The organism is Vibrio sp. PSi01 (assembly GCF_054960695.1).
This window is the reverse complement of the sequence record NZ_JBHNYN010000003.1, coordinates 125,020-150,700: the sequence shown is the minus strand read 5'-3', so window position 1 is coordinate 150,700 and position 25,681 is coordinate 125,020. Positions and strand designations below refer to the sequence as shown.

Genomic DNA, 25,681 nt, shown 5'->3' with positions numbered 1-25,681 from the left:
ACGATGGATAGCTCACCTCAACTAATACCCTGTATTCGTTAATGATTTATCAATTTGATTACTGTATATATTTATAAAATGAAAAGGTGCAATTACATTGTGAAATCACTTGTATATTAATCGGCATCCTACTAACTTTTAGCTAGTCTTTTTAAGCTTTCAAAGAAAGCTTAAATATTAGAAAAGACGTCTCTTAGCACAGACATGGCATTTTTTATGGGGAAGACTAGGCTTAAGAGTAAGTAAACTATAATAAAACAGGTGAAATACATCTCTCCAAGGGTGGTTTGGACATAAGAACGAATTGTCATTGAAAAGAGCTAAGTATGAGTTTGATTAAAACCTGAAATTGCTATTACAAATAATTTTCACAGCTCTGAAGAACAGTGCTTTGTGACAACGGGGGATGTATGGATATTGAAGTTTCGCGCCAGGCTGCAGTAGTTGAAGCTGTGAGTGGTGATGTTGTCGTAGTTAAGCCTGACGGTAGTGCAAGAAAGGTTTCAGTTGGCGATACTATCCGTGCAAATGAGATCGTTATTACTTCGAACGGATCGGAAGTTCTATTAGGTGTTCAAAACGCTGCTATTCCAGTTGGCGAGAATTGTGTCGGTTGTGTTGATAATAATGTTGCGTGGGCAGAGGTACCAATTGCCGGTGAGGTTAATTTCGATTCAGAGCAAGCGGACGCCGGAACCTTTACCGACGATGACCTTGCTGCTATCCAAGACGCAATTTTAGGTGGTGCCGACCCAACTCAAATATTAGAGGCAACGGCGGCTGGTGGCGGGCTGGGTTCTGCAAATGCTGGCTTCGTGACCATCGATTACAACTATACGCAAACTCAACCGACAACTTTTTTTGAAACCACAGGGCTAGACGACGAAGTTACAGAAGAACCTCGCGAAGAGTTCCGATCGATAACCCGCTCATCTGGCGGTCAATCAATCAGTGGAGTGCTCACTGAAGGTTCCATTTCTGATAATACCTATCCCCAGTCTATTACATCTACAGAGACGATAATTGCCGGCAGTTTAGCGCTCGCACCTGATTCTTTTACCCCAGAAACGTTATCCCTCGCGTCACTACTTAGTGAACTTAATAGCGACATTACCTCAAGCGGTCAGCCCGTCACCTTCACGTATGACGCGGTGACCAATTCTATCGTTGGTGTGCAAGGTTCTGACGAAGTATTACGTATCGACATTGAAGCCGTCAGTGTTGGCAATAACATTGAGCTTTCTTTAATCACAACGATTTCTCAGCCGATTGATCACGTACCGTCTGTTGGCGGTGGCCAGGTTTCCTACACTGGCGACCAAATTGATATCGCCTTCGATATTCAAGGTGAAGACAGCGCTGGGAATCCGCTAGCAACACTCGTCAACGCACAAGTTTCAGTGTTTGATGGGATAGATCCGTCTGTTGAAAGTGTAAATATCACTAACGTTGAAACTAGCAGCACTGCAATCGAAGGAGCTTTCTCAAATATTGGTAGTGATAACCTTCAATCAGCCGTATTTGATGCAAGTGCACTGGAGCAGTTTGATGGGTTGCTCAGTGATAATCAAAACACGCTCGCCAGACTTTCTGATGATGGGACAACGATTACTCTGTCCATCCAAGGCCGAGGTGAGGTTGTTCTCACTATCTCGCTTGATACCGATGGCACCTATAAATTCGAGCAGTTTAAACCGATAGAGGAAGTTGGTAGTGATACTCTCTCGTTTGCTTTGCCGATAACCGTTACTGATTTTGACCAAGATGTCATACAGAATATTATCAACATTGCGATTACTGATGGCGACAGTCCCGTTATTACTAATATTGACAGTATTGATGTCGATGAGTCGGGAGTCGTTGGTGGCTCACAAGAGGGGACTGCGACAGTATCTGGAAGTGGTAGTGTTACTGCGGATATTTTTGACAGTGATATCATCGACCATTATGAGCTTGAGCCGACGGAGTTTAATACTGATGGTTCTTTAACTTCTAATGGCGAAGCCGTACTGCTCGAGCTTATTGATCAAACTAACGGTGTAAGAACTTACGAAGGCTATGTTGAGGTCAATGGTTCTAGAATTACAGTCTTTGACGTTAAAGTGGATAGCCCGTCATTGGGGAACTATGAATTCACTCTATACGAAGAGCTATCTCACCAAGGTGCTGAAGATGTGCTGCTAACCTTTGCATTGCCAATTTATGCCGTTGATGCGGATGGTGACCGCTCTGCACTGTCTGGAGGTTCGAACACCCCAGAAGCTGCTGAGATTCTCGTCAATGTTAAAGACGATGTCGTTGAACTCGTTGATAAGGTTGAGTCAGTAACGGAACCCACTTTAGCGGGTGATACCATTGTTTCGTATAACCTGTTCAGTTTCGAAGGCGCAGATGGATCTACAATTCAATCGTTTAACTATGATGGTGTTGATTACTCGCTAGATCAAAGCCTACTCCCCGATGCTACTCAAACTTTCAGTTTTACTGAGGGTGTGGTCACTATCTCGTTGAATGGTGATTTCAGTTTTGAAGTCGCTCGTGATATCGACCACTCAAGCAGCGAAACTGTCGTCAAACAGTTTTCATTTTTAGCTGAAGATGGTGATGGCGATATTGATACATCATCACTTGAACTAAGCATTACCGATGGTCAGAACCCAGCCATAGATCTGATTCCACCTGTTACTTTATCTGAAACAGATGTTGCCGATGGTTCTGCACCAAGCGGAAGTGCAGTGAGCGCTACTGAAACGATTACCTTTACTGCAGGCAGTGATGATGTGGCGAGTTTCCGTATTGAACCAACCGAGTTCAATGTAGGTGGAGCTCTGACGTCCAATGGGTTTGCGGTTGAGATAAAAGAGGATTCTGCTAATCCGGGTACTTATATCGGTTTTATAACCGATGGTTCGAATACTGAAATCCCAGTGTTCGCCATTAGTTTCTCGACCACCACACTTGGTGAATACAGCTTTACTTTACTTGAAGCGTTAGACCATGTGGATGGTTTAGATAATAACGATCTGAGCTTCGAACTGCCTGTTTATGCGGTTGATAGTGATGGCGACGATTCACTGGTGTCTCAGCTTAATGTGACCATCGGTGATGATGTCCAAATAATGCAAGATGGCACATTAGATATCGTTGAACCAAATCTGGCTGATGGAACAATCACAACCAATACCATTGATGTGATGCCAAATCAGAGTGCCGATGGTGCGACGATCACTCAGTTCACTTATGACGGTGTTGTAAACACACTGGACCAAAGTATTTCAGGCGAACAGCAATTTAGCTTCACAGAGGGTGAACTGTTTATTACCCTTGAAGGTGAAGTACGTTTTGAGCCGAACCGCGATCTAGACCACTCGGCGAGCGAAGACATCGTGAAGTCGATTGTCGTAACTTCAAGTGACTTCGATAACGATCCGGTGACTTCAACCATTACGCTGACCATTACTGATGGTGACAATCCGATTATTAATACGGTGCCGAGCGTCTTACTTGAAGAAGCTGATTTAATTGATGGCTCATCGCCAAGTGGCAGCGCGGTAAGCTCCACTCAAACCATCACGTTCATTAATCAAAGTGATGATGTGGTTCGTTTCCGTATTGAGCCAACGGAATTTAATACTAACGATGATCTTAAATCGAACGGTCTAGCCGTTGAGTTACGTGAAGACCCGGTAGGGTCGGGTGACTATATTGGTTTTACGACCAGTGCCACAAACATAGAAACTACAGTATTCACATTAAGCTTTAATTCTGGGGCATTAGGCGAATACACGTTCACGCTCATCGAAGCGTTAGACCACCAAGATGCCCGTGGCAACAACGAGATTAGCTTTGATTTACCTGTTTATGCGGTAGACAGTGATGGCGATGATTCACTGATGTCTTCGTTAAGTGTGACCATCGGCGATGATGTTCAAATTATGCAAGACGGTACGTTAGATATCGTTGAACCAAATCTTGCTGATGGCACGGTAACAACTAGCATTTTCGATGTGATGCCGAATCAAAGTGCTGATGGCGTAACGGTGACGCAATTTACTTATGACGGCCAGCTTCGAACGCTTGACCAAAATGACAATGGCGAACAACAGTTCAGCTTCACGGAAGGTGAGTTGTTTATCACGCTTCAAGGTGAAGTCCGTTTTGAGCCCAATCGCAATCTAAACCACACATTGAACGAAGACATCGTGAAATCAATCGTGGTGACGTCTAGCGATTCCGATAACGATGTGGTGACTTCCACAGTAACGCTGACCATTACCGATGGTGATATCCCAACCATTGATAATGTGCCAACAGTGACTTTGTCGGAAACGAATCTGAGTGATGGCTCTGCACCAAGCGGTAGTGCGGTGAGCTCAACTCAAACTATTACTTACACCACTCAAAGCGATGATGTGACCAGCTTCCGTATTGAACCAACCGAATTCAATGTTGGTGGCGCTCTCACATCAAATGGATTGGCAGTCGAACTGAAAGCCGATCCAACCACGCCGGGCGGCTACATCGGTTATGTTACTGATGGTTCGAACGTTGAAACCAACGTGTTCACGATTAGTTTCTCGGATACCAATTTAGGCCAGTATACCTTTACGTTGATTGAAGCGGTAGATCATGTAGATGGCCTTGCAAATAATGATCTGAGCTTTGATCTGCCGGTTTATGCAGTTGATAGCGATGGCGATGATTCACTGGTTTCTCAGTTAAATGTAACCATCGGTGACGATGTTCAAATCATGCAAGGTGGTACGTTAGATATCACGGAACCAAATATTGCAGACGGCACAATCACAACCAACACCATCGATGTGATGCCTGAGCAAAGCGCTGACGGCGCGACGATCACTCAGTTTACTTATGATGGTCAAGTTCGAACGCTGGATCAAACTGACAATGGTGAGCAGCAATTTAGCTTCTCAGAAGGTGAGTTGTTCATCACTCTTCAAGGTGACGTGCGCTTTGAGCCAAACCGTAATCTAGACCACACGGTTAACGAAGACATCGTCAAATCGATAGTGGTGACCTCAAGCGATTCAGACAATGACGTACTGACCTCCACAGTGACGCTGACCATCACCGATGGTGATATCCCAACCATTGATGCAGTGCCAAGCGTTACACTTTCGGAAACTAACTTAAGTGACGGCTCTGCGCCTAGCGGCAGTGCAGTAAGCCAAACTGAGACGATTACTTTCACTAATCAAAGTGATGATGTGGCGAGTTTCCGTATTGAGCCAACCGAGTTCAATGTAGGTGGAGCTCTGACGTCTAATGGTTTTGCGGTCGAGATAAAAGAAGACTCTGCTAACCCGGGTACTTACATCGGCTTTATTACCGATAGTTTGAACACTGAAGTTCCAGTTTTCACGATTGCCTTTTCTACGGGTACGTTAGGTGAATATACCTTTACCTTACTTGAAGCGTTAGACCATGTGGATGGTTTATATAATAACGATCTGAGCTTCGAACTGCCTGTTTATGCGGTTGATAGTGATGGCGACGATTCACTGGTGTCTCAGCTTAATGTGACCATCGGTGATGATGTCCAAATAATGCAAGATGGCACATTAGATATCGTTGAACCAAATCTGGCTGATGGAACAATCACAACCAATACCATTGATGTGATGCCAAATCAGAGTGCCGATGGTGCGACGATCACTCAGTTCACTTATGACGGTGTCGTAAACACACTGGACCAAAGTATTTCAGGCGAACAGCAGTTCAGCTTCACAGAGGGTGAACTGTTTATTACCCTTGAAGGTGAAGTGCGCTTTGAGCCGAACCGCGACCTAGACCATTCAGTTAGCGAAGACATCGTGAAGTCGATTGTCGTGACTTCAAGTGATTTTGATAATGATTCTCTGACATCAACCATAACCCTGACGGTTACGGATGGTGATAAACCTACGATTGATGTTATTCCAAGCGTTACCCTCTCTGAAACGAATCTGACTGATGGCTCTGCGCCAAGTGGCAGCGCGGTAAGCTCCACTCAAACCATTACTTTTACCAATCAAAGTGATGATGTGTTTCGTTTCCGTATTGAGCCAACAGAGTTCAATACTAACGATGATCTTAAATCGAACGGTCTAGCCGTTGAGTTACGTGAAGATCCAGCAGGGTCGGGTGACTATATTGGTTTTACGACCAGTGCGACGAATGTCGAAACCACGGTATTTACACTGAGTTTTTCTAGCACCACATTAGGTGAATATACCTTTACTTTGCTTGAGGCTTTGGATCATCAAAATGCCCGTGGCAACAATGACCTCAGTTTTGATTTACCCGTTTATGCGGTAGACAGTGACGGCGATGATTCACTGATGTCTCCGTTAAGTGTGACCATCGGCGATGATGTTCAAATCATGCAAGATGATACGTTAGATATCGTCGAGCCAACCGTCGCAGATTTGGCCGCTGGCACAGTGACAACCAGCACCATTGATGTGATGCCAAACCAGAGTGCCGATGGCGCGACGATCACTCAGTTTACTTATGACGGTCAACTACGAACACTTGACCCAAATGATAACGGCGAGCAGCAGTTTAGCTTCACGGAAGGTGAGTTGTTTATCACGCTTCAAGGTGACGTTCGTTTCGAACCTAATCGCAATCTAGACCACGCGCTGAACGAAGACATCGTGAAATTGATCGTGGTGACGTCTAGCGATTCGGATAACGATGTGCTTACCTCAACAGTAACGCTGACCATTACCGATGGTGATATCCCAACCATTGATGCAGTGCCAAGCGTTACTCTTTCTGAAACTAATCTGAATGATGGCTCTGCACCAAGCGGCAGCGCAGTAAGTCAGACCGAGACGATTACTTACACGAATCAAAGTGATGATGTGACGGGTTTCCGCATTGAGCCTACTGAATTCAATACTGGCGGTACGTTGAAATCGAATGGGTTAGTGGTTGAGCTGAAAGCCGACCCAACCAGACCGGGCGGGTACATTGGTTACGTTACTGATGGCTCGAGCGTTGAAACCAACGTGTTTACGATTAGCTTCTCAGATACTAACTTGGGCCAATACACATTCACCTTGCTTGAAGCTTTAGACCATGTTGATGGCCTCACAAATAATGATTTGAGTTTCGACTTACCGTTTTACGCCGTCGATAGTGATGGCGATGATTCACTGGTGTCTCAGTTAAATGTAACCATCGGTGATGATGTTCAAATTATGCAGGGCGGTGTCTTAGATATCACGGAACCAAATCTTGCTGACGGCACAATCACAACCAACACCATTGATGTGATGCCAGAGCAAAGTGCCGATGGTGCGACGATCACTCAGTTCACGTATGACGGGCAAGTTCGTACTCTTGATCAAAATGACAATGGTGAGCAGCAATTTAGCTTCACTGAAGGTGAGTTGTTCATCACTCTTGAAGGTGAAGTGCGCTTTGAGCCAAACCGTAATTTAGACCACACGCTTAGCGAAGACATCGTCAAGTCAATAGTGGTGACCTCGAGCGATTCAGATAATGACGTACTGACTTCAACAGTGACGCTGACGATTACTGATGGTGATATCCCAACCATTGATGCAGTGCCAAGTGTGACTCTGTCTGAAATTAATCTTAGTGACGGCTCTGCGCCTAGCGGCAGTGCAGTAAGCCAAACTGAGACGATTACTTTCACTAATCAAAGTGATGATGTGACTAACTTCCGCATTGAACCAACAGAGTTCAATGTGGGCGGTGCACTGAAATCGAATGGCTTTGCGGTCGAGATAAAAGAAGACTCTGCTAACCCGGGTACTTACATCGGTTTTATTACCAATGGCTCGGGCACTGAAGTTCCTGTCTTCGCCATTGGCTTCTCGGCAACGACGCTAGGTGAATACACCTTTACTTTAATTGAAGCGCTAGACCACGTGGATGGTCTAGATAACAACGATCTGAGTTTCGATCTTCCTGTTTATGCGGTAGATACGGACGGTGACGATTCATTGGTGTCTCAGCTTAATGTGACCATTGGTGATGATGTTCAGATCATGCAGGACGGTACGTTAGATATCACCGAGCCAAATCTGGCTGATGGAACAATCACAACCAATACCATTGATGTGATGCCAAACCAAAGTGCCGATGGCGCGACGATCACTCAGTTCACTTATGATGGTGCCGTAAACACACTGGATCAAAGTATTTCAGGCGAACAGCAGTTCAGCTTCACAGAAGGCGAACTGTATATCACCCTTGAAGGTGAAGTACGCTTTGAACCTAATCGCGATCTAGACCACTCAGTGAGCGAAGACATCGTGAAGTCGATTGTGGTGACTTCAAGTGACTTCGATAACGATTCTCTTACTTCAACCGTTACGCTGATCATTACTGATGGTGACAATCCGACTATTGATGCGGTGCCGAGCGTATCACTTGAAGAAGCTAATCTTGCTGATGGTTCCACGCCAACTGGCAGCGCGGTTAGCCAAACGGAAACCATCACTTTCACTAATCAAAGTGACGATGTTGAGAAATTCCGTTTAGAGCCAAGTGAATTTAATACCAACAACGCGCTCAAGTCCGATGGTTTAATCATTGAGATTCGAGAAGAGCCAACAGGTTCAGGCAATTACATTGGTTTCACGACTGATATTTCGAATGTCGAAACCACAGTGTTTACACTCGATTTCAGCAGTACCACTTTGGGTGAGTATACCTTCACGCTTCTGGAAGCGATTGACCACACACCAATTCAAGGCAACAACGACCTAACATTTAACTTGCCAGTTTACGCGGTTGATAGCGATGGTGATGACTCTGTGATGTCGCCACTGGCTGTAACTATTACTGATGATATTCAAGTGATGGTTAATGACTCTCTCACTATTGAAGAGCCAACGGTTGCAGATTTGGCAGCAGGTACGCCGACTACGCCAATCGTTAATGTCCTTGATGAAGAAGGAGCTGATGGCACGACCATTACTCAGTTCACTTACGATGGTGGGGCGGTATTGACGCTTGACCAAAATGACACGGGTGAGCAAAAGTTTGTGGTTGCTGACGGGTCTTTGTATATCACTCTACAAGGCGATATTCGTTTCGAACCAAGTCGTAACCTCGATCATACTGGTGGCGATATCGTTAAGTCGATAGTCGTAACATCGAGTGATTCTGATAGCGATCTTGTGTCTTCAACGGTAACGCTAACCATTACCGATGGCGATATCCCAACGATTGACACTGTGCCAAGCGTTACGCTGTCAGAAACGAATCTGAGTGACGGATCTGCTCCGAATGCCAGTGCGGTAAGTTCCACTCAAACCATTACCTTTACTAACCAAAGTGATGATGTGACAAGTTTCCGTATTGAACCGACGGAGTTCAATATTGGTGGTGCTCTCACATCAAACGGATTGGCGGTTGAGTTGAAAGCCGACCCAACCACTCCGGGTGGCTACATCGGTTTTGTGACAACCGCTCCGAATGTTGAAACTAACGTGTTTACGATTAGCTTCTCGGATACCAATTTAGGTCAATACACCTTCACCTTGCTTGAAGCGTTGGATCATGTAGATGGCTTAGCGAAGAATGATCTGACTTTTGACCTTCCTGTTTACGCGGTTGATAGCGATGGTGATGATTCACTGGTGTCTCAACTGAATGTGACCATTGGTGATGATGTTCAAATCATGCAAGGTGGTACGTTAGATATCACTGAGCCAAACCTTGCAGACGGCACAATCACAACGAATACCATTGATGTGATGCCAGAACAAAGTGCCGATGGCGCGACAATCACCCAGTTTACGTATGACGGTCAAGTTCGAACTCTGGATCAAAATGACAATGGTGAGCAGCAATTTAGCTTCACAGAAGGTGAGTTGTTCATCACTCTTCAAGGTGACGTGCGCTTCGAACCAAACCGTAATCTAGACCACACGCTTAGCGAAGACATCGTGAAGTCGATTGTGGTGACTTCAAGCGATTTAGATAACGATGTGGTGACGTCAACGGTCACTCTGACTATTACTGATGGTGATATCCCAACCATTGATGCGGTGCCAAGCGTTACGCTTTCAGAAACCAATCTCGTTGATGGGTCTTTACCAAGCGGCAGTGCAGTAAGTCAGACTGAGACTATTACTTTCACGAACCAAAGTGATGATGTAGTGAGTTTCCGAATTGAACCAACCGAGTTCAATGCCGGTGGAGCACTAAAATCGAACGGATTTGCAGTTGAGATAAAAGAAGACTCTGCTAACCCGGGCACTTATATCGGTTTTATTATTGATGGCTCGAATACTGAAGTTCCTGTCTTCACTATTGGCTTCTCTACGACCACACTAGGTGAGTACACCTTTACTCTGCTTGAAACGTTAGACCATGTGGATGGTTTAAATAATAACGATCTGAGCTTTGAACTGCCTGTTTATGCGGTAGACAGTGATGGTGATGATTCTCTGGTATCTCAACTTAACGTGACCATTGGTGATGATGTCCAAATGATGCAAGACGGTACGTTAGATATTGTTGAACCAAATCTTGCAGACGGAACAATCACAACCAACACCATTGATGTGATGCCAAATCAGAGTGCCGATGGTGCGACGATCACTCAGTTTACTTATGACGGCGTCGTAAACACACTGGATCAAAGCATTTCAGGCGAGCAGCAGTTCAGTTTCACAGAAGGTGAGCTGTTTATCACGATTGAAGGGGAAGTACGCTTTGAGCCGAACCGCGACCTAGACCACTCAGTGAGTGAAGATATCGTGAAGTCGATTGTGGTGACTTCAAGTGATTTCGATAATGATCCGGTGACTTCAACCATTACGCTGACCATTACCGATGGTGATATTCCAACCATCGATGCAGTGCCAAGCGTTACGCTCTCAGAAACAAATTTAGCGGATGGTTCTGCGCCAAGTGGCAGTGCGGTTAGTCAAACGGAGACGATTACTTTCACCAACCAAAGTGATGATGTGGTTCGCTTCCGTTTAGAACCAACCGAGTTCAATACTAACGATGCACTTAAATCGAATGGTTTAGCGGTCGAACTGCGTGAAGATCCTCAAGGTTCTGGTCAGTACATCGGATTTACTACCAGTTCGTCTAACGTGGAGACGACAGTATTTACGTTGGACTTTAACTCCGGAACCTTAGGTGAATACACATTTACTTTAATCGAAGCTCTGGATCATCAAGATGCGCGTGGCAACAACGATTTAAGCTTTAATCTACCTGTGTATGCGGTTGATAGTGATGGCGATGATTCGTTAGTTTCTCAGCTTGGCGTGACCATTGGCGATGATGTTCAAATCATGCAAGACGGTAAGTTAGGTATCGTTGAACCAAATCTTGCTAATGGTACGGTAACAACCAGTATTTTCGATGTAATGCCGAATCAAAGCGCTGATGGCGCAACAGTGACGCAATTCACTTATGATGGCCAGCTTCGAACGCTTGACCAAAATGAAAATGGTGAGCAGCAGTTTAGCTTTACGGAAGGTGAACTGTTCATCACGTTTCAAGGTGAAGTGCGCTTTGAGCCTAATCGCGATTTAGACCACAGGCTGAACGAAGACATCGTGAAATCTATCGTGGTGACGTCTAGCGATTCGGATAACGATGTGCTGACCTCAACGGTAACGCTAACCATTACTGATGGTGATATCCCAACCATTGACACAGTGCCAAGCGTTACGCTGTCAGAAACGAATCTGAGTGACGGCTCTGACCCGAATGCCAGTGCGGTGAGTTCAACTCAAACGATTACCTTTACTAACCAAAGTGATGACGTGACGAGTTTCCGCATTGAACCGACTGAGTTTAATGTTGGTGGTGCTTTGACATCGAACGGATTGGCGGTTGAGTTGAAACCCGACCCAACCACATCGGGTGGCTATATCGGCTTTGTGACCACGGCTCCGAATGTTGAAACTAACGTATTCACGATTAGCTTCTCAGATACTAACTTAGGCCAATACACATTCACTTTGCTTGAAGCGTTGGATCATGTAGATGGCTTAGCGAAGAATGATCTGACTTTTGACCTTCCTGTTTACGCGATTGATAGCGATGGTGATGATTCACTGGTGTCTCAACTTAAAGTCACCATCGGTGATGATGTACAGGTCATGCAAGACCAAGCGCTTAATATTATTGAGCCAACGGTTGCTGATTTGGCTGCAGGTACTCCGACGACAGCTACTGTTGATGTGATGCCTGAACAAAGCGCCGATGGGGCGACAATTACTCAGTTTATATATGATAACGGAGCAGTAATAACGCTTGATCAAAACGATATGGGTGAACAGAAGTTTGTCTTTGCTGAAGGTTCACTGTTCATTACCTTGCAAGGTGAAGTGCGCTTCGAGCCAAATCGTAATCTAAACCACACCGCTAGCGAAAACATCGTGAAGTCGATAGTGGTGACTTCGGGCGATTCAGATAACGATGTAGTGACGTCAACAGTAACTTTGACCATTACTGATGGTGATATCCCAACCATTGATGCAGTGCCAAGCGTTATTTTGTCTGAAACCAACCTTGCAGATGGTTCAACTCCAAGTGGCAGTGCAGTCAGTCAAACTGAAACGATTACTTTTACGAATCAAAGTGATGATGTGACCAGTTTCCGTATTGAACCAACCGAGTTCAATGTCGGCGGCGCACTGAAATCGAATGGGTTTGCGGTTGAGATAAAAGAAGACTCTGCTAATCCAGGCACTTACATAGGTTTTATTACCAATGGTTCGAACGCTGAAGTTCCAGTGTTCACTGTTAGTTTCTCGACCACCACGCTAGGTGAATACACCTTTACTCTAATTGAAGCGCTAGACCATGCAGATGGCCTAGCTAATAACGATCTGAGCTTTGATTTGCCCGTTTATGCGGTAGATAGCGATGGTGATGATTCACTTGTGTCTCAACTTAACGTGACCATTGGTGATGATGTTCAAATCATGCAAGGCGGTACGTTAGATATCATCGAGCCAAATCTTGCAGACGGAACAATCACAACCAACACCATTGATGTGACGCCAAATCAGAGTGCCGATGGTGCGACGATCACTGAATTCTCATTTGGCGGTATTGTCAAAACACTCGATCAAAGCATCGTAGGCGAGCAGCAGTTTAGTTTCACAGAAGGTGAGTTATTCATCACTCTTCAAGGTCAAGTGCGCTTTGAACCTAATCGTGACCTTGACCACTCTGCCAGCGAAGACATCGTGAAGTCGATAGTGGTGACTTCAAGTGATTTTGATAATGATCCGGTGACTTCAACCATTACACTGACCATTACAGATGGTGATATTCCAACCATCGATGCAGTTCCAAGCGTTACTCTCTCAGAAACAAATCTAGCGGATGGTTCGGCTCCAAACGCTGGTGCGATCAGCTCAACGCAAACTATTACTTTCACCAACCAAAGTGACGATGTGGTTCGCTTCCGAATTGAACCAACTGAGTTCAATACCAACGATGCGCTTAAATCGAATGGCTTAGCCGTTGAATTACGCGAAGATCCGCAAGGGTCGGGCAACTACATCGGATTTACTACCAGTTCGTCTAACGTGGAGACGACAGTATTTACGTTGGACTTTAACTCCGCAACATTAGGCGAATACACATTTACCTTAATCGAAGCTCTGGATCATCAAGATGCACGTGGCAACAACGATTTAAGCTTTAATCTGCCTGTGTATGCGGTTGATAGTGATGGCGATGACTCGCTAGTTTCTCAGCTTGGCGTGACTATTGGCGATGATGTGCAACTGATGCTGGGCGGTACAATAACCAGTCGCGAGCCTGCGAGTGCTGTTGAAACATCGAATACTCTAGACGTGATGCCAAGTCAAAGTGCCGACGGAGCAAAAATTACCTCATTTGTGTTCGATGGAAACACTGCAGAAAGTCTTGATTTAAATGTGAATGGTGAACAAGAGTTCGTGTTCACGGAAGGCTCGGTATTCATTACGACAGAGGGTGAAATACGTTTTGAACCTGTGCGTAATCAAAATCATGCAGGTGGTGATATTACTAAGTCTATTGAGGTAACGTCTGTTGACCTTGATGGCGATATTGTTACATCGACCGTGACGCTGAAGATTGTTGATGGTGACCTTCCTACTATCGACCTTGTTCCCGGAATTACGTTATCTGAAGTGGACCTGGTCGATGGCTCTGTGCCAACCGGTAATCCAGTGACAATGACACAAACCATTACCTACACAGCGGGTAGTGACGACGTAAGCCATTTCAGAATTGACCCTACGCAGTTCAATACTTCAGGGGCTTTGAAATCGAATGGCCTTGATGTTCAGATAAAAGAGCAACCAGCAGATTCTGGTAATTACATTGGCTTCGTTAAAGACGGTTCTAACGTAGAAACCAACGTCTTCACGATCAGCTTCTCGACGAGCAATTTAGGGCAATACACGTTCACACTGCTTGAGGCATTAGATCATGTAGATGGATTACAAAACAATATACTAAGCTTCGATGTCCCTGTTTTGGCGGTTGATGCGGATGGTGATGATTCTGCAATGTCGCCTATGACGGTTGCGATCACCGATGATGTACAAGGTGTTCAAGATGGTACTTTGAGTATCACTGAGCCTTCATTAGCTGATTTGGCATCGGGTACGCCACCTACGACGCCAATCATTGATGTTATGCCAACACAGAGTGCTGATAGCGCGAAAGTGACACAGTTTACTTACGATGGTGGCACAGCTGTTACGCTAGACCCAAACATCTCCACAGAACAGGTCTTTACCGTAACCGATGGCTTATTGTATATCACCATTGAAGGGGAGGTTCGTTTTGAACCGAGCCGAGATCTTGACCATTCATCCGGCGACATTGTAAGAACGATTGTCGTCACCACCAGTGATTTTGATAACGATACAGATACTGTGGATGTCACGTTGACGATCAAAGACGGTATCGATCCCGTTATTAACGTGGTTCCAGATGTTTACTTATCGGAGGTCAACTTAGCGGATGGCTCGATGCCAAGTGGTTCTGCGGTCAGTTCGACTCACACAATCACTTATACCGAAGGAAGTGATGATTTTAGTCACTTTAGAGTTGCGACCAACGAATTCAATCCTGGCGATCTGCTGAAATCAAGTGGTCTTGTCGTTCAACTTACAGAAGATCCAGCTTCAGCAGGTGACTACATTGGTTATACCGATGATGGTATGGGTAACGTTACCGATGTATTTACCATTAGCTTTGATAGTGCAAACAAAGCTCAGTTTACATTTACCTTGATTGAGGCGCTTGATCACCTTGATGGTGTGCTTTACAACGATCTTACGTTCCGTTTGCCTATCTATGCTGTTGATACAGATGATTCTGAATCAACGAAGCGCGATGTGGTGGTTACGCTAGAAGATGACATCCAGCAAATGCAAGATGGCTTCTTAATCATTACCGAACCCAATTCTGGTACGCCTACAACGGCGACAGTCGATGTGATGCCAATACCAAGTGCAGACGGCGCGAATATTACGCAGTTCACGTACGACGGTGGTTCGCCAATTTCTCTAAATCAAAACAGCATTGGCGAACAAGAGTTTGTTTTCATTGAAGGTTCATTGTTTGTGACATTAGATGGTGATGTAAGGTTTGAGCCAAATCGAAACCTTGATCACTCTTCAGGGAACATTGTTAAGTCAATCGTGTTCACGTCTTCAGACTTTGATAACGATATCTTTTCGTCGACGGTTACGCTCACCATTGTTGATGGTGATGGACCAACAATCGACGTTGTGCCGGGTGTGGCATTGTCAGAAAGCTTACTTGCGGATGGTTCGACGCCTAGTGTAAATCCTGTGAGTATCACTCAAACCATTACTTCACTTGCAAGCAGTGATGATATTGCTGAAATAGTGGTGGAAGTAGGGCTATTCAATACTAACGGCGCGTTGAAGTCGGATGGTTTGTCACTGAGTTTACGTGAAGATCCTGCAAACTCTGGCGACTACATTGCCTTTACCACTGATGGAATGGGTGTGGAGAAAACCATATTCACTCTAGATTTTGATGACACGAACCCAAGCCAATATACGTTTACTTTGCTTGAACGTTTAGATCATGTTGATGGTTTAGGAAATAACGATCTGAGCTTTGATCTTTCTGTTTATGCAGAAGATACCGATGGTGATATTTCAGCGTCTAAACCGCTGACTGTTACCATCACCGATGATGTTCAGCTGATGCAATCAGGTGCGCTCAACATCACAGAGCCAAGTACGGGAACACCAACTACAACAGTCTTTGATGTGATGCCTGCACAAAGTGCAGATGGCGCCACAATCACTAAATTTACCTATGGCAGCCAACCTGAAGAGTCATTGGTACAAACCGACACGGGTGAGCAAGAATTTGTGTTCACTGAAGGTTCTCTGTTTATCAATCTTGAAGGTGATGTACGTTTCGAACCTAACCGTAATCTAGATCATTCGGGTGGTGACATCGTCAAGACCATTACGGTGACATCGGAAGACAAAGATGGCGATGTTGTTACTTCGACAGTAACGCTAACCATCGCGGATGGCGCGCCACCAACTATCAATACTTTACCAACCATCGCTTTAGCTGAAGCCAATTTGGTTGATGGCTCTTCACCGGGCTTACCTGTGAGCCAAACTGAAACCATTATTTTCACAGCAGGAAGTGATGATGTGAGCCACTTCCGTATTGATTCGGCTCAATTCAACACATCAGGCGATCTGAAAGCTGATGGCTTGGTGGTTCAGTTAAAAGAAGATCCTCTGAACAGCGATAATTATATTGGTTATGTTGAAAGCGGCGGTGTCCAAACGGATATTTTCACTATCACTTTTGATAGCTCGGTGCTTGGCCGATATACCTTCATATTGTTAGAAGAGTTAGATCATCTGCCGGTACAAGGTAATAACAACCAAATCTTCACCTTGCCAGTGATCGCAGTCGACAAAGACGACACTGATTCAGCGATGAAACCTCTTACGGTGACCATTACCGATGATGTACCAACCATTACTGACACCACTGTCGCGAGTACGTTTGTGGTTTATGAAGATGATTTAGGCACTCTGGCACAAGCAACGGGTTCGTTTGTAACCACACAAGGTGCAGATCAAGTCGAGGTTTACGAACTCCGTAATATAGCGACTCTAGAACCTACGCTTACCTCAAGTGGTGAAGCAATTTCGATTACTGAGATCTCTGGAGCAGCGAACACAACCACCTATCAAGGAACCACCACAAGTGGAACACCGATTTTTACTCTTGTCTTGGGTAACGATGGGTCATACACATTTACCTTACTTGGTCCTCTAGATCATGAGCCTAGCTCAGAGGCGAGAAATAAGCTGCATATCTTCTTTGATGTAGTGGCTGTTGATAGTGATGGCGATGATTCCAACCAGTATCAATTACCAATTCAAGTCATTGATGATGTTCCGGAAATGACGCCGCCGACGGGCGAAATGGTTGTCGATGAAGACGATCTTGCTGGGATTGGTTCGGATCAATCCGAAGATACAATTATCAATGGGCTATTCACCGTTGATGAAGGCGCTGATGGTGTTGTTAAGTACGAATTGGTCGATGAAAACTTGGTGATTACAGGCTTAACTTCTGATGGAGAAAGCCTAGAGTGGCTGCCTGTTTCACAAAGCGGTACAACCTTCACTTATGTTGCACAGACTGTAACCAGCAATCAGCCTGTGTTTGAAATCATTTTTGATACCTCAAACAACAGCTATCAATTTGAGCTGTTTAAACCACTTAAGCACCCTGATGGCGCGAATGAAAACACCATAGAGCTTGATTTCTCTATCGTGGCTGAAGATTTTGACCAAGACCAATCAGACGCAATCAATCTGACAATCACAGTGACGGATGATGTTCCATTAGTGACAACTCAGTCGATTACTCGTCTTGAAGGGCAGGGTTACAACAACTCTAAAGTCGACATGTTTGCTGATGCGACTGATGTGGGTTCTGATGGCGCAGTACTGAGCAAAATTGAGGCCTTTGACGGAAGTGGAATTGTTTTCCGAGCTGAGAACAGTGGGCCTTACAGTAGTGACTTCGATTTAAACATTGGCAGCCAACAGGTTCGCGTTTACGAGCAAACGGATGATGGTAATGGAGGCGTTGATACTCGACAGCTTGGTCGACTTCGTATTAACTCAAATGGCGAGGTTGAATTCAGAGCTAACGGTTATCTCGATCATGACGGTCTTGACACCATCGACTTCTCGATTAACGTGATTGCGACGGACGGCGATTTAGATACCTCTGAAACACCGTTAGATATCACGATTACAGATAGGGACTCTACAAGAATCGCGCTGAAAGTGACTACCTTCGAGGATGCGGGTAGAGATTTAACGATACCTTACGCAACGGGTGATGAACCGATTCTTGAGAACGTTCAAGATAACCAAAATGGTTTGCCTAATGCACCAGCTCAAGTTGCGCTGCAAGTTAGTCTGTATGACCAAGATAACGCTGAATCTATTGGACAGTTGACGATTAAAAGCCCGAACGGAGGTGATAGTCACCAAGGTACTTTTTATTACTTTGATGGTGCTGATTACATTGAATTGGTACCTGAGTCAAATGGAAGCATTATATTTGGTTCTCCTGAACTTGAACAAAGCTTTGCTCCAAACCCGAGTGAACCAAGACAAACTATCGCGACGATAGACAACCTGTTCTTTGTTCCGGACCAACACGCTAGTTCGGATGAAACTGGTGGGCGAGTTCGTTATGAGCTTGAAATTGAGAAAAATGGCTCCACGGATCACACCATCAACTCAAACTTCAGAATCGAGATTGAAGCGGTGGCTGATATAGCGACTTGGGATGATTCCAACAGCACTTATCATTATCAAGTGAACGAAGATGAAGACAACGTTACTTTGCAGCTGAACGCAGAGTCGCAAGATAACAGTAATACTGAGACGATTACCTATGAACTTGAAGCTGTTCAAGGTGATGGGAAGTTCGAGCTGCTTGATAAGAACGGTAATGTGCTTACGCTGACGACGGATGGTGTATATGAAATAGCGGCAGAAGACATTAACAGCACCGTAGTTAACCCGATCGATAACTTCTCTGGTCAGATTGAATTCAAAGCAATAGCGGTTACAAAGGAAACACTGAACCCTTATGAAGATACCGCCAATGGCGGAGCAAATGATAAAACTCAAGCTCGTTCTGTAGAGCAAAACATCATTATTGATGTCACTGCTGACGCCGACCCAGGAAAATTCAGTGTGAGTCGTATCAAGATCAACGAAGACAATATCGATGACCCTGATTACATTGGCCCTTTGGACAACAAAGACGCATTCACGTTAGACGAAGTCATTACCATGACAGGGTCGGTGGACACAGATGGCTCTGAAGAACTGTTTGTCCGTATCAGTAATATCACAGAAGGCGCAGTGCTTTACTTTGTAGGTACAACCACGGTAGTTCCTACCGTTAATGGTACCAATTATCAAGAAATCGCATATTCCGATTTGGCTAATGTTGAGGTTGTTCCAACTAAACACAGTAATGTAGATTTCACCTTTGATGTTACCGGTGTAGTCAAAGATACTGCAAACCTGTCAACCAACCCTCAACAAGTTGATGAAGAAATTCTGGGTACTAAGACGGTCAACGTCGAGGTTAAAGGTGTTGCAGATGTTCCGTATGGTGGGACGAATGGTACCGATTGGACCTCAATTACAGATGGTACTGCAAGCGGCGTTCAAACTACGATTCAAGAGAGTCAAAACGGCGACAGCTTTGCAGAGCTTGATTTCACGGTGTTGTCTGGTGAACGTAAACCTGATGATCTCGCGGATTCTCCTTTAACAGGAGATGGGTCTGAAGCAATCACTGTAATCCTTTCGGGTATCCCTGACGGGGTCATCCTCGAAGATGGCGATGGTACAGTGATTGACCTTAATTTTGTTGGTTATGAAACCGGATCGAGCGGTAGCCCTGATCTATCCAAACCTATCTACGAAGCGAATATTACTGATGCGGGCAAAACGTCGGGCATTCGTATCAGACCTGTTGACTCATCAACTGAGAATATCCACATCCAAGGCAAAATAGTTGTGACCGAAAATGATGGTCATACACTGACATTTGATCAAGAGATTAGAGTGTTGGTTGAGCCAGTAATTGACACATCAACGAATTACGTTAATGCGACCAATGGTAATGAAGATTCAGTAATCAATATCGATTGGCATCCTGATGGAGCCGATTATATTGATTACGATGAGCATTTTACCTCTATCATAATCTCAGGTATTCCATCGGGGGTAACTGCTGTCGTAAATGGTGATGTTACTGTTGTTGATGATGGCGCTGGTACGTTAACGATTACACCAAAAGATAGTAATCAAACACCTGCACAATTTACCCAAATTGCATTAGCGAATAACTTTATTCAAATGACACCCCCATCTGACTCGAGCGTTGATTTTACATTGACAACGGAAGTTGAGGTCGAGGAGCGTGATCATGAGTATGTGGACTCTTCTGATTCTGGTGAGGGTATCGCTACAGCGACGGTTATGGGGACGATCAATGTTGTCGTTAGGCCTGTAGTTGAGACTGACAATGGCACTACCAATAAACTCATCGTCGATGATGTTGCAGGAATTGGTGGTTTGATAAGTGTTGTTGCCGATCTTCTTACAGGTGTAATTAAGTTTACGACCAACAGCGATAACCCATCCGCTACGGATGAGTTTGTCATCCGATACCAAGAAACGGATGCTTCATCTGCGATTGAAGAAGTAGACCAATTGGTTATTGAATTAACAAACGTGAACGATTCGGCGTTATCAGATGATGTGCTAAATCAGTTACTTGTTATTGGTGCTGCATATGAAGGCAATGGTCGCTGGGTTGTGACGAATGAGGACTTATTTAGCATCAGTGCACCGAACGGTCTTAGTTTCCCGCTAACTACTAGTACTCCTGGATTGTTCAATGAAATAAAGATGAACATCTTTAGTACCGTAATTGATCGCGGTGATGGCGTTGAGACAGAATCATCACCAGCAGTTGAACGAGAAGGTGATGTAGTCCTATCTTTCCCTCAAGTACTTATTGGTGGGAATGAGGTTGCTGCAGATATTACGATGACACCAGATAGCGTTGTCGATGCTATAGAAGACACACAGTTAGACCTAGGAGCTGCGCTAAATAACTTGATCACTTTCTCTGGCAAAGATACTTCAACAGACCAAGTGACCATCATTATTGATGACTCAGTTACTATTAATCCAGGAGGCACCTTCCCAATTAGTTTGTCGGGAAGCAGTGAAGTCGATTTCGTTAATGGAAAGTATGTCTTTGAGACGACAGTCGACCAGAACGTTTTAACGGACTTTTCTGGGCTGTTACTGAATCTACCAGCGGACTACTCTGGTGACTTTAAGTTACCACTAACCATTGTGACCAAAGATCTCCTTTCAGGTGATGAAAACACCTTGGTGACCGATGTGGTAATCAAAGTCGCACCAGATGTTGAAGGCAATCCAGACATCGATGTTACGGTGGTTGGTTCGCTCGACGATTCGTTTAATCCTGTCGATACCGATGGCCAAGCTGGACAAGATCCAGTTGGCTACGAAGATACCTATATCCAGCTTGATTTCAGCTCAACTATTACTGACCAAGTAAGTGGGGTTGAAGGCGGTTACGAAAAGTTCACATCTATTACGCTGACTTTAGATGACACGAGTGTCGGTGCGTTTTATACCAACGCGGGTGTATCTCTTGGCACAGCGTTGACCTTCGATGAATCGGAGATCAACGCGGGTGCTCTAGATAACGTCTTGTTCAGAGCTGCACCAAACTACCCGACGGGTAATGACGTTAATCAGATTCAAGTGAATGTCAGCGGGACAATTACCGACACGGCTACCTACAATGAGACAGCTTCTCCTGTTGGTAGCGCGACTGACACGGATACTTTCTCTACGACTGTAAACTTTGAAGTGGTTCCTGTCGTGGATGATGTTCTTGTTACAGGGCCGGGCAGTGACCCAGATGTTATCGAGATTACAGGTAACGAAGACCAGCTTATTTCCTTGTCAGGTACGGGGCCAGTATCGATCGCATTGACTGACCTTGATGGTTCAGAGCAGTTCGTTTCAATTAAGTTTACGGGTGTACCAGATGGCTTCTTAATGAGTGCAGACGCTGCCTCAACTTACACAGTGAAGAACAACGGTGGTGGTGAATGGAGCGTTCAACTGCCTCAAGCATCAGGACTGTCATTCGACCTCAGTGAGTTGTCAATTTTACCACCGAAAAATTTCAGTGGTACGGCCGAGTTTGGTGTGGAAGTCTTCACTCAAGAATCTTTGTTGGGTGTGCCTACTGCTGCAGAAAATTTGCCAAGCTTCAAGCTGCATGTGGTACCAGTTGGTGATGATGTTGATACCAACCCAACCGATTCTGTCACCGGGAATGAAGGCCAAAACATTGATATCGAAATCAATGCGACTATTTTGGACAAAGAATTGTCGGCTACAGGAAGCGGAACGTTTACTGAAAATGCACCTGAAACACTTCGAGTTGAAGTGGCGGGAGTGCCTCAAGATGCTTCTATTTTCTATCCAGACGGCACGACATTGGCTAGCTACGATCCGGTGACACAACTTTGGACATTGGATGTTTCGGCGCAGTCGCTCGATAAGATCGTATTTAATTCGGGTGAACATAATAGCGATGCAGGCAATGCGCTTGGCATCAATGGACCATTGCAAATTACGGTTCGTTCTGTAGATACAGACGCTGACAACACCGAATACTTAGGCACGCCAACCAGCTTTGATGTTGATTTAGTGATTGATCCTATCAACGATCAACCGACGTTTGTGAATGTGACCAACATTGAAACCCCGGAAGATACTTCAATTGCCTTGAGTGATATATCTGGCTTCAAGATTGCCGACTCTGATGCGGTTTATGACGATCCAACTGCGATTTACACGTTAACGCTATCTGTAGACCAAGGTACATTGAACTTTGGAGGTTTTACTGGGGTAACATCAGTTCCAGTTTCGGGAAGTGCAATCACTCTTGAGGGGACATTAGGTGATATCAACAGTGCTTTAAACTCTGGAAGTGTTCAATTTGAGTTAGGTGCTGATGAAAACTACCTAAACCAAAATGGTGTCGCAACAGTGACAGCAACGGTTGATGATGGTGGCAACAATGGTCTGATTGACGCGGGTGACCCGAATACTGCTCAAACCAATCAAACCACGTTTACCATTAAGGTGACGGAAGTGAATGACGCTCCTGTTGCGACTGATGTTGATTTGGGTTCGATTATGGAAGACGGCCAAATCGTGATTGTTGAAAGTGACTTGATTGCAGCCAGTTCTGATCTAGAAAACCATAATCTCACGGTAACCGGTGTGACTCTGACTCAAGGGCAAGGTCAGCTAACACGCTTTGAAAATGCTGGTGGTGCTGATGACGCAGCGATTACGGGACCGTACTGGATATTCATTGCATCCAATGATTTCAATGGCGATGTGAAGTTCAAATACGACATCATTGATGATGGCACAACCAACGGTGCGGATGATTTCTTAACTGATAATGCTGAAATTAGCCTTGTGGTTACTGAAGTTAATGATCAGCCGGTGGCATCGGATATTGATTTGGGCACCATGCTTGAAGAAGATCAGTTGATCATTAAAGAGCAAGACTTGATTTCCTCAACTACTGATCCGGAAAACGACACGATTACTGTGAACAGTTTGGTGCTCGATCAAGGTCAGGGCCAATTACAACGCTTTGAGAACGTCGGTGGTGCTGATGATGCTACGATCACTGGCCCATACTGGGTATTTACCGCAGCCAACGAATACAACGGTGATGTTAAGTTCACTTATACCGTTGAGGACGATGGTACAACCAACGGCGCTGATGATTTCTTAACAGATACAGGCGAAATCAGCGTAGTGGTAACAGCAGTGAATGATCAGCCGGTGGCAACGGATATCGACTTAGGAAACATTCTTGAAGAAGGTAAGTTGATCATCAAAGAGGAAGACTTAATTGCTGCGACGAGTGATCCGGAAAATGACACGATTACCGTGACTAATCTGGTAATCGATGAAGGCCAAGGTCAGTTACAGCGCTTTGAAAACGTGGGTGGTGCTGATGACGCTACGATCACTGGCCCATACTGGGTATTTGCTGCGGCTGATGAATACAACGGTAACGTTAAGTTCACTTATACCGTCGAAGATGATGGTACAACCAACGGCGTCAATGACTTCCTTATGGATACTGCGGAGATCACCGCGATTGTCGATGGAGTGAACGATACACCTGTTGTTAATGGTGACAGCGTCACTACGGTTGTTGACGAGGATGCTGGTCAGTTATTGAGTGGTATCAATGTCAGTGACCCTGATTATGTTGATACATTTTCTGATGATCTCATGACCGTCACGCTGGCTGTGGATTACGGTACACTGAATGTATCATTACCAGCTATGACAACAGTGGTGGTAAATGGCAACAACACAGGTTCGGTTATCTTAGTCGGTACTCTAAGCGATTTGAATGCGTTGATTGATACGCCAACCAGTCCAAATGGTGTTTATCTCGATGCGAGCCTTTCACCAATCAATATTATTGGCTTGGAGGTTACCGCTAAAGACAGTGGAAACCCTTCGGGTATCGCAATAGAAACTGTACCTGTGGTTTACAACATTGCTGTTATGCCAGTTGCGAATACGCCTACTTTATCAATTGATACTGCCTCTAACTACGTGAGAAACATTACCGCGAGTCAGTCAGTCAGTGCGAGTGGTATTCCTTTGGTTGGTATTATTGCAGCCTTAACTGACATTACGGAAGAGTTAACGTTGCATATCAGCGACGTACCTGCTGGTGCTCAAATCACCAGTGATGTAGGTATAGTGACTCTTGAGAATGGTGTTTGGGTAGCAACGGCTGATGCGATTGATAGTTTGAAAGTTGTAGGACTCTCTGAAACTCCGGGTGGTTATACACTTAAAGTTGAAGCTGTTTCTGAAGAGACAGACAATAATGACACTGCCACTTCGGCTTCAATAGACCTTAACTTGAACATTGTCTCTGACGCGATTGATATTAACTTGGCTGCGGAAACGGATGATGTGCAACTATTAGCTGGCGCTAACAATACCGACCTGACTGCCGGTTCTGGAAATGACAGACTGGAAGGTGGAACGGGAGATGATACGCTTGTTGGCGGCGAGGGCAACGATACGCTTATTGGCGGCGGCGGTTCAGATATTTTAACCGGCGGTGACGGTATGGACTCGTTTGTATGGCTTAACATTGAAGACGGTGTTGAAGATACCATTACCGATTTCAGCCTATCTGAAGGAGACCAGATTGACCTGCGTGAAGTGTTACCTGAACTTAAGAACACATCTCCAGACATGACAGCGTTATTGCAACAGATAGACGCGAAAGTCGATGGGGATGATATTGAGCTTACGATCAATCCGGATGGTCTAGGTACTACGGAACAAGTGATTGTGGTTGAAGACCTTGCACCTCAGTTGACGCTAAGCAGCACCATGCCGTCAGATATTCTGGATGCGTTAGTTCAGCAGAATGTTATTACTCACGGTTAAAGCTAATTAGGTGAGCGACAGCTAGT

At 44.9% G+C, this 25,681-nt stretch carries 1 protein-coding gene; it reads left to right on the top strand.

Annotated features, from left to right (window positions below; all coding sequences use genetic code 11):
• Positions 1-410 precede the first annotated feature (410 nt).
• On the top strand, positions 411-25,655 hold the full coding sequence (locus tag ACFI6G_RS06030; RefSeq protein WP_462710175.1) for a retention module-containing protein: 25,245 nt from the start codon (positions 411-413) through the stop codon (positions 25,653-25,655).
• Positions 25,656-25,681 lie beyond the last annotated feature (26 nt).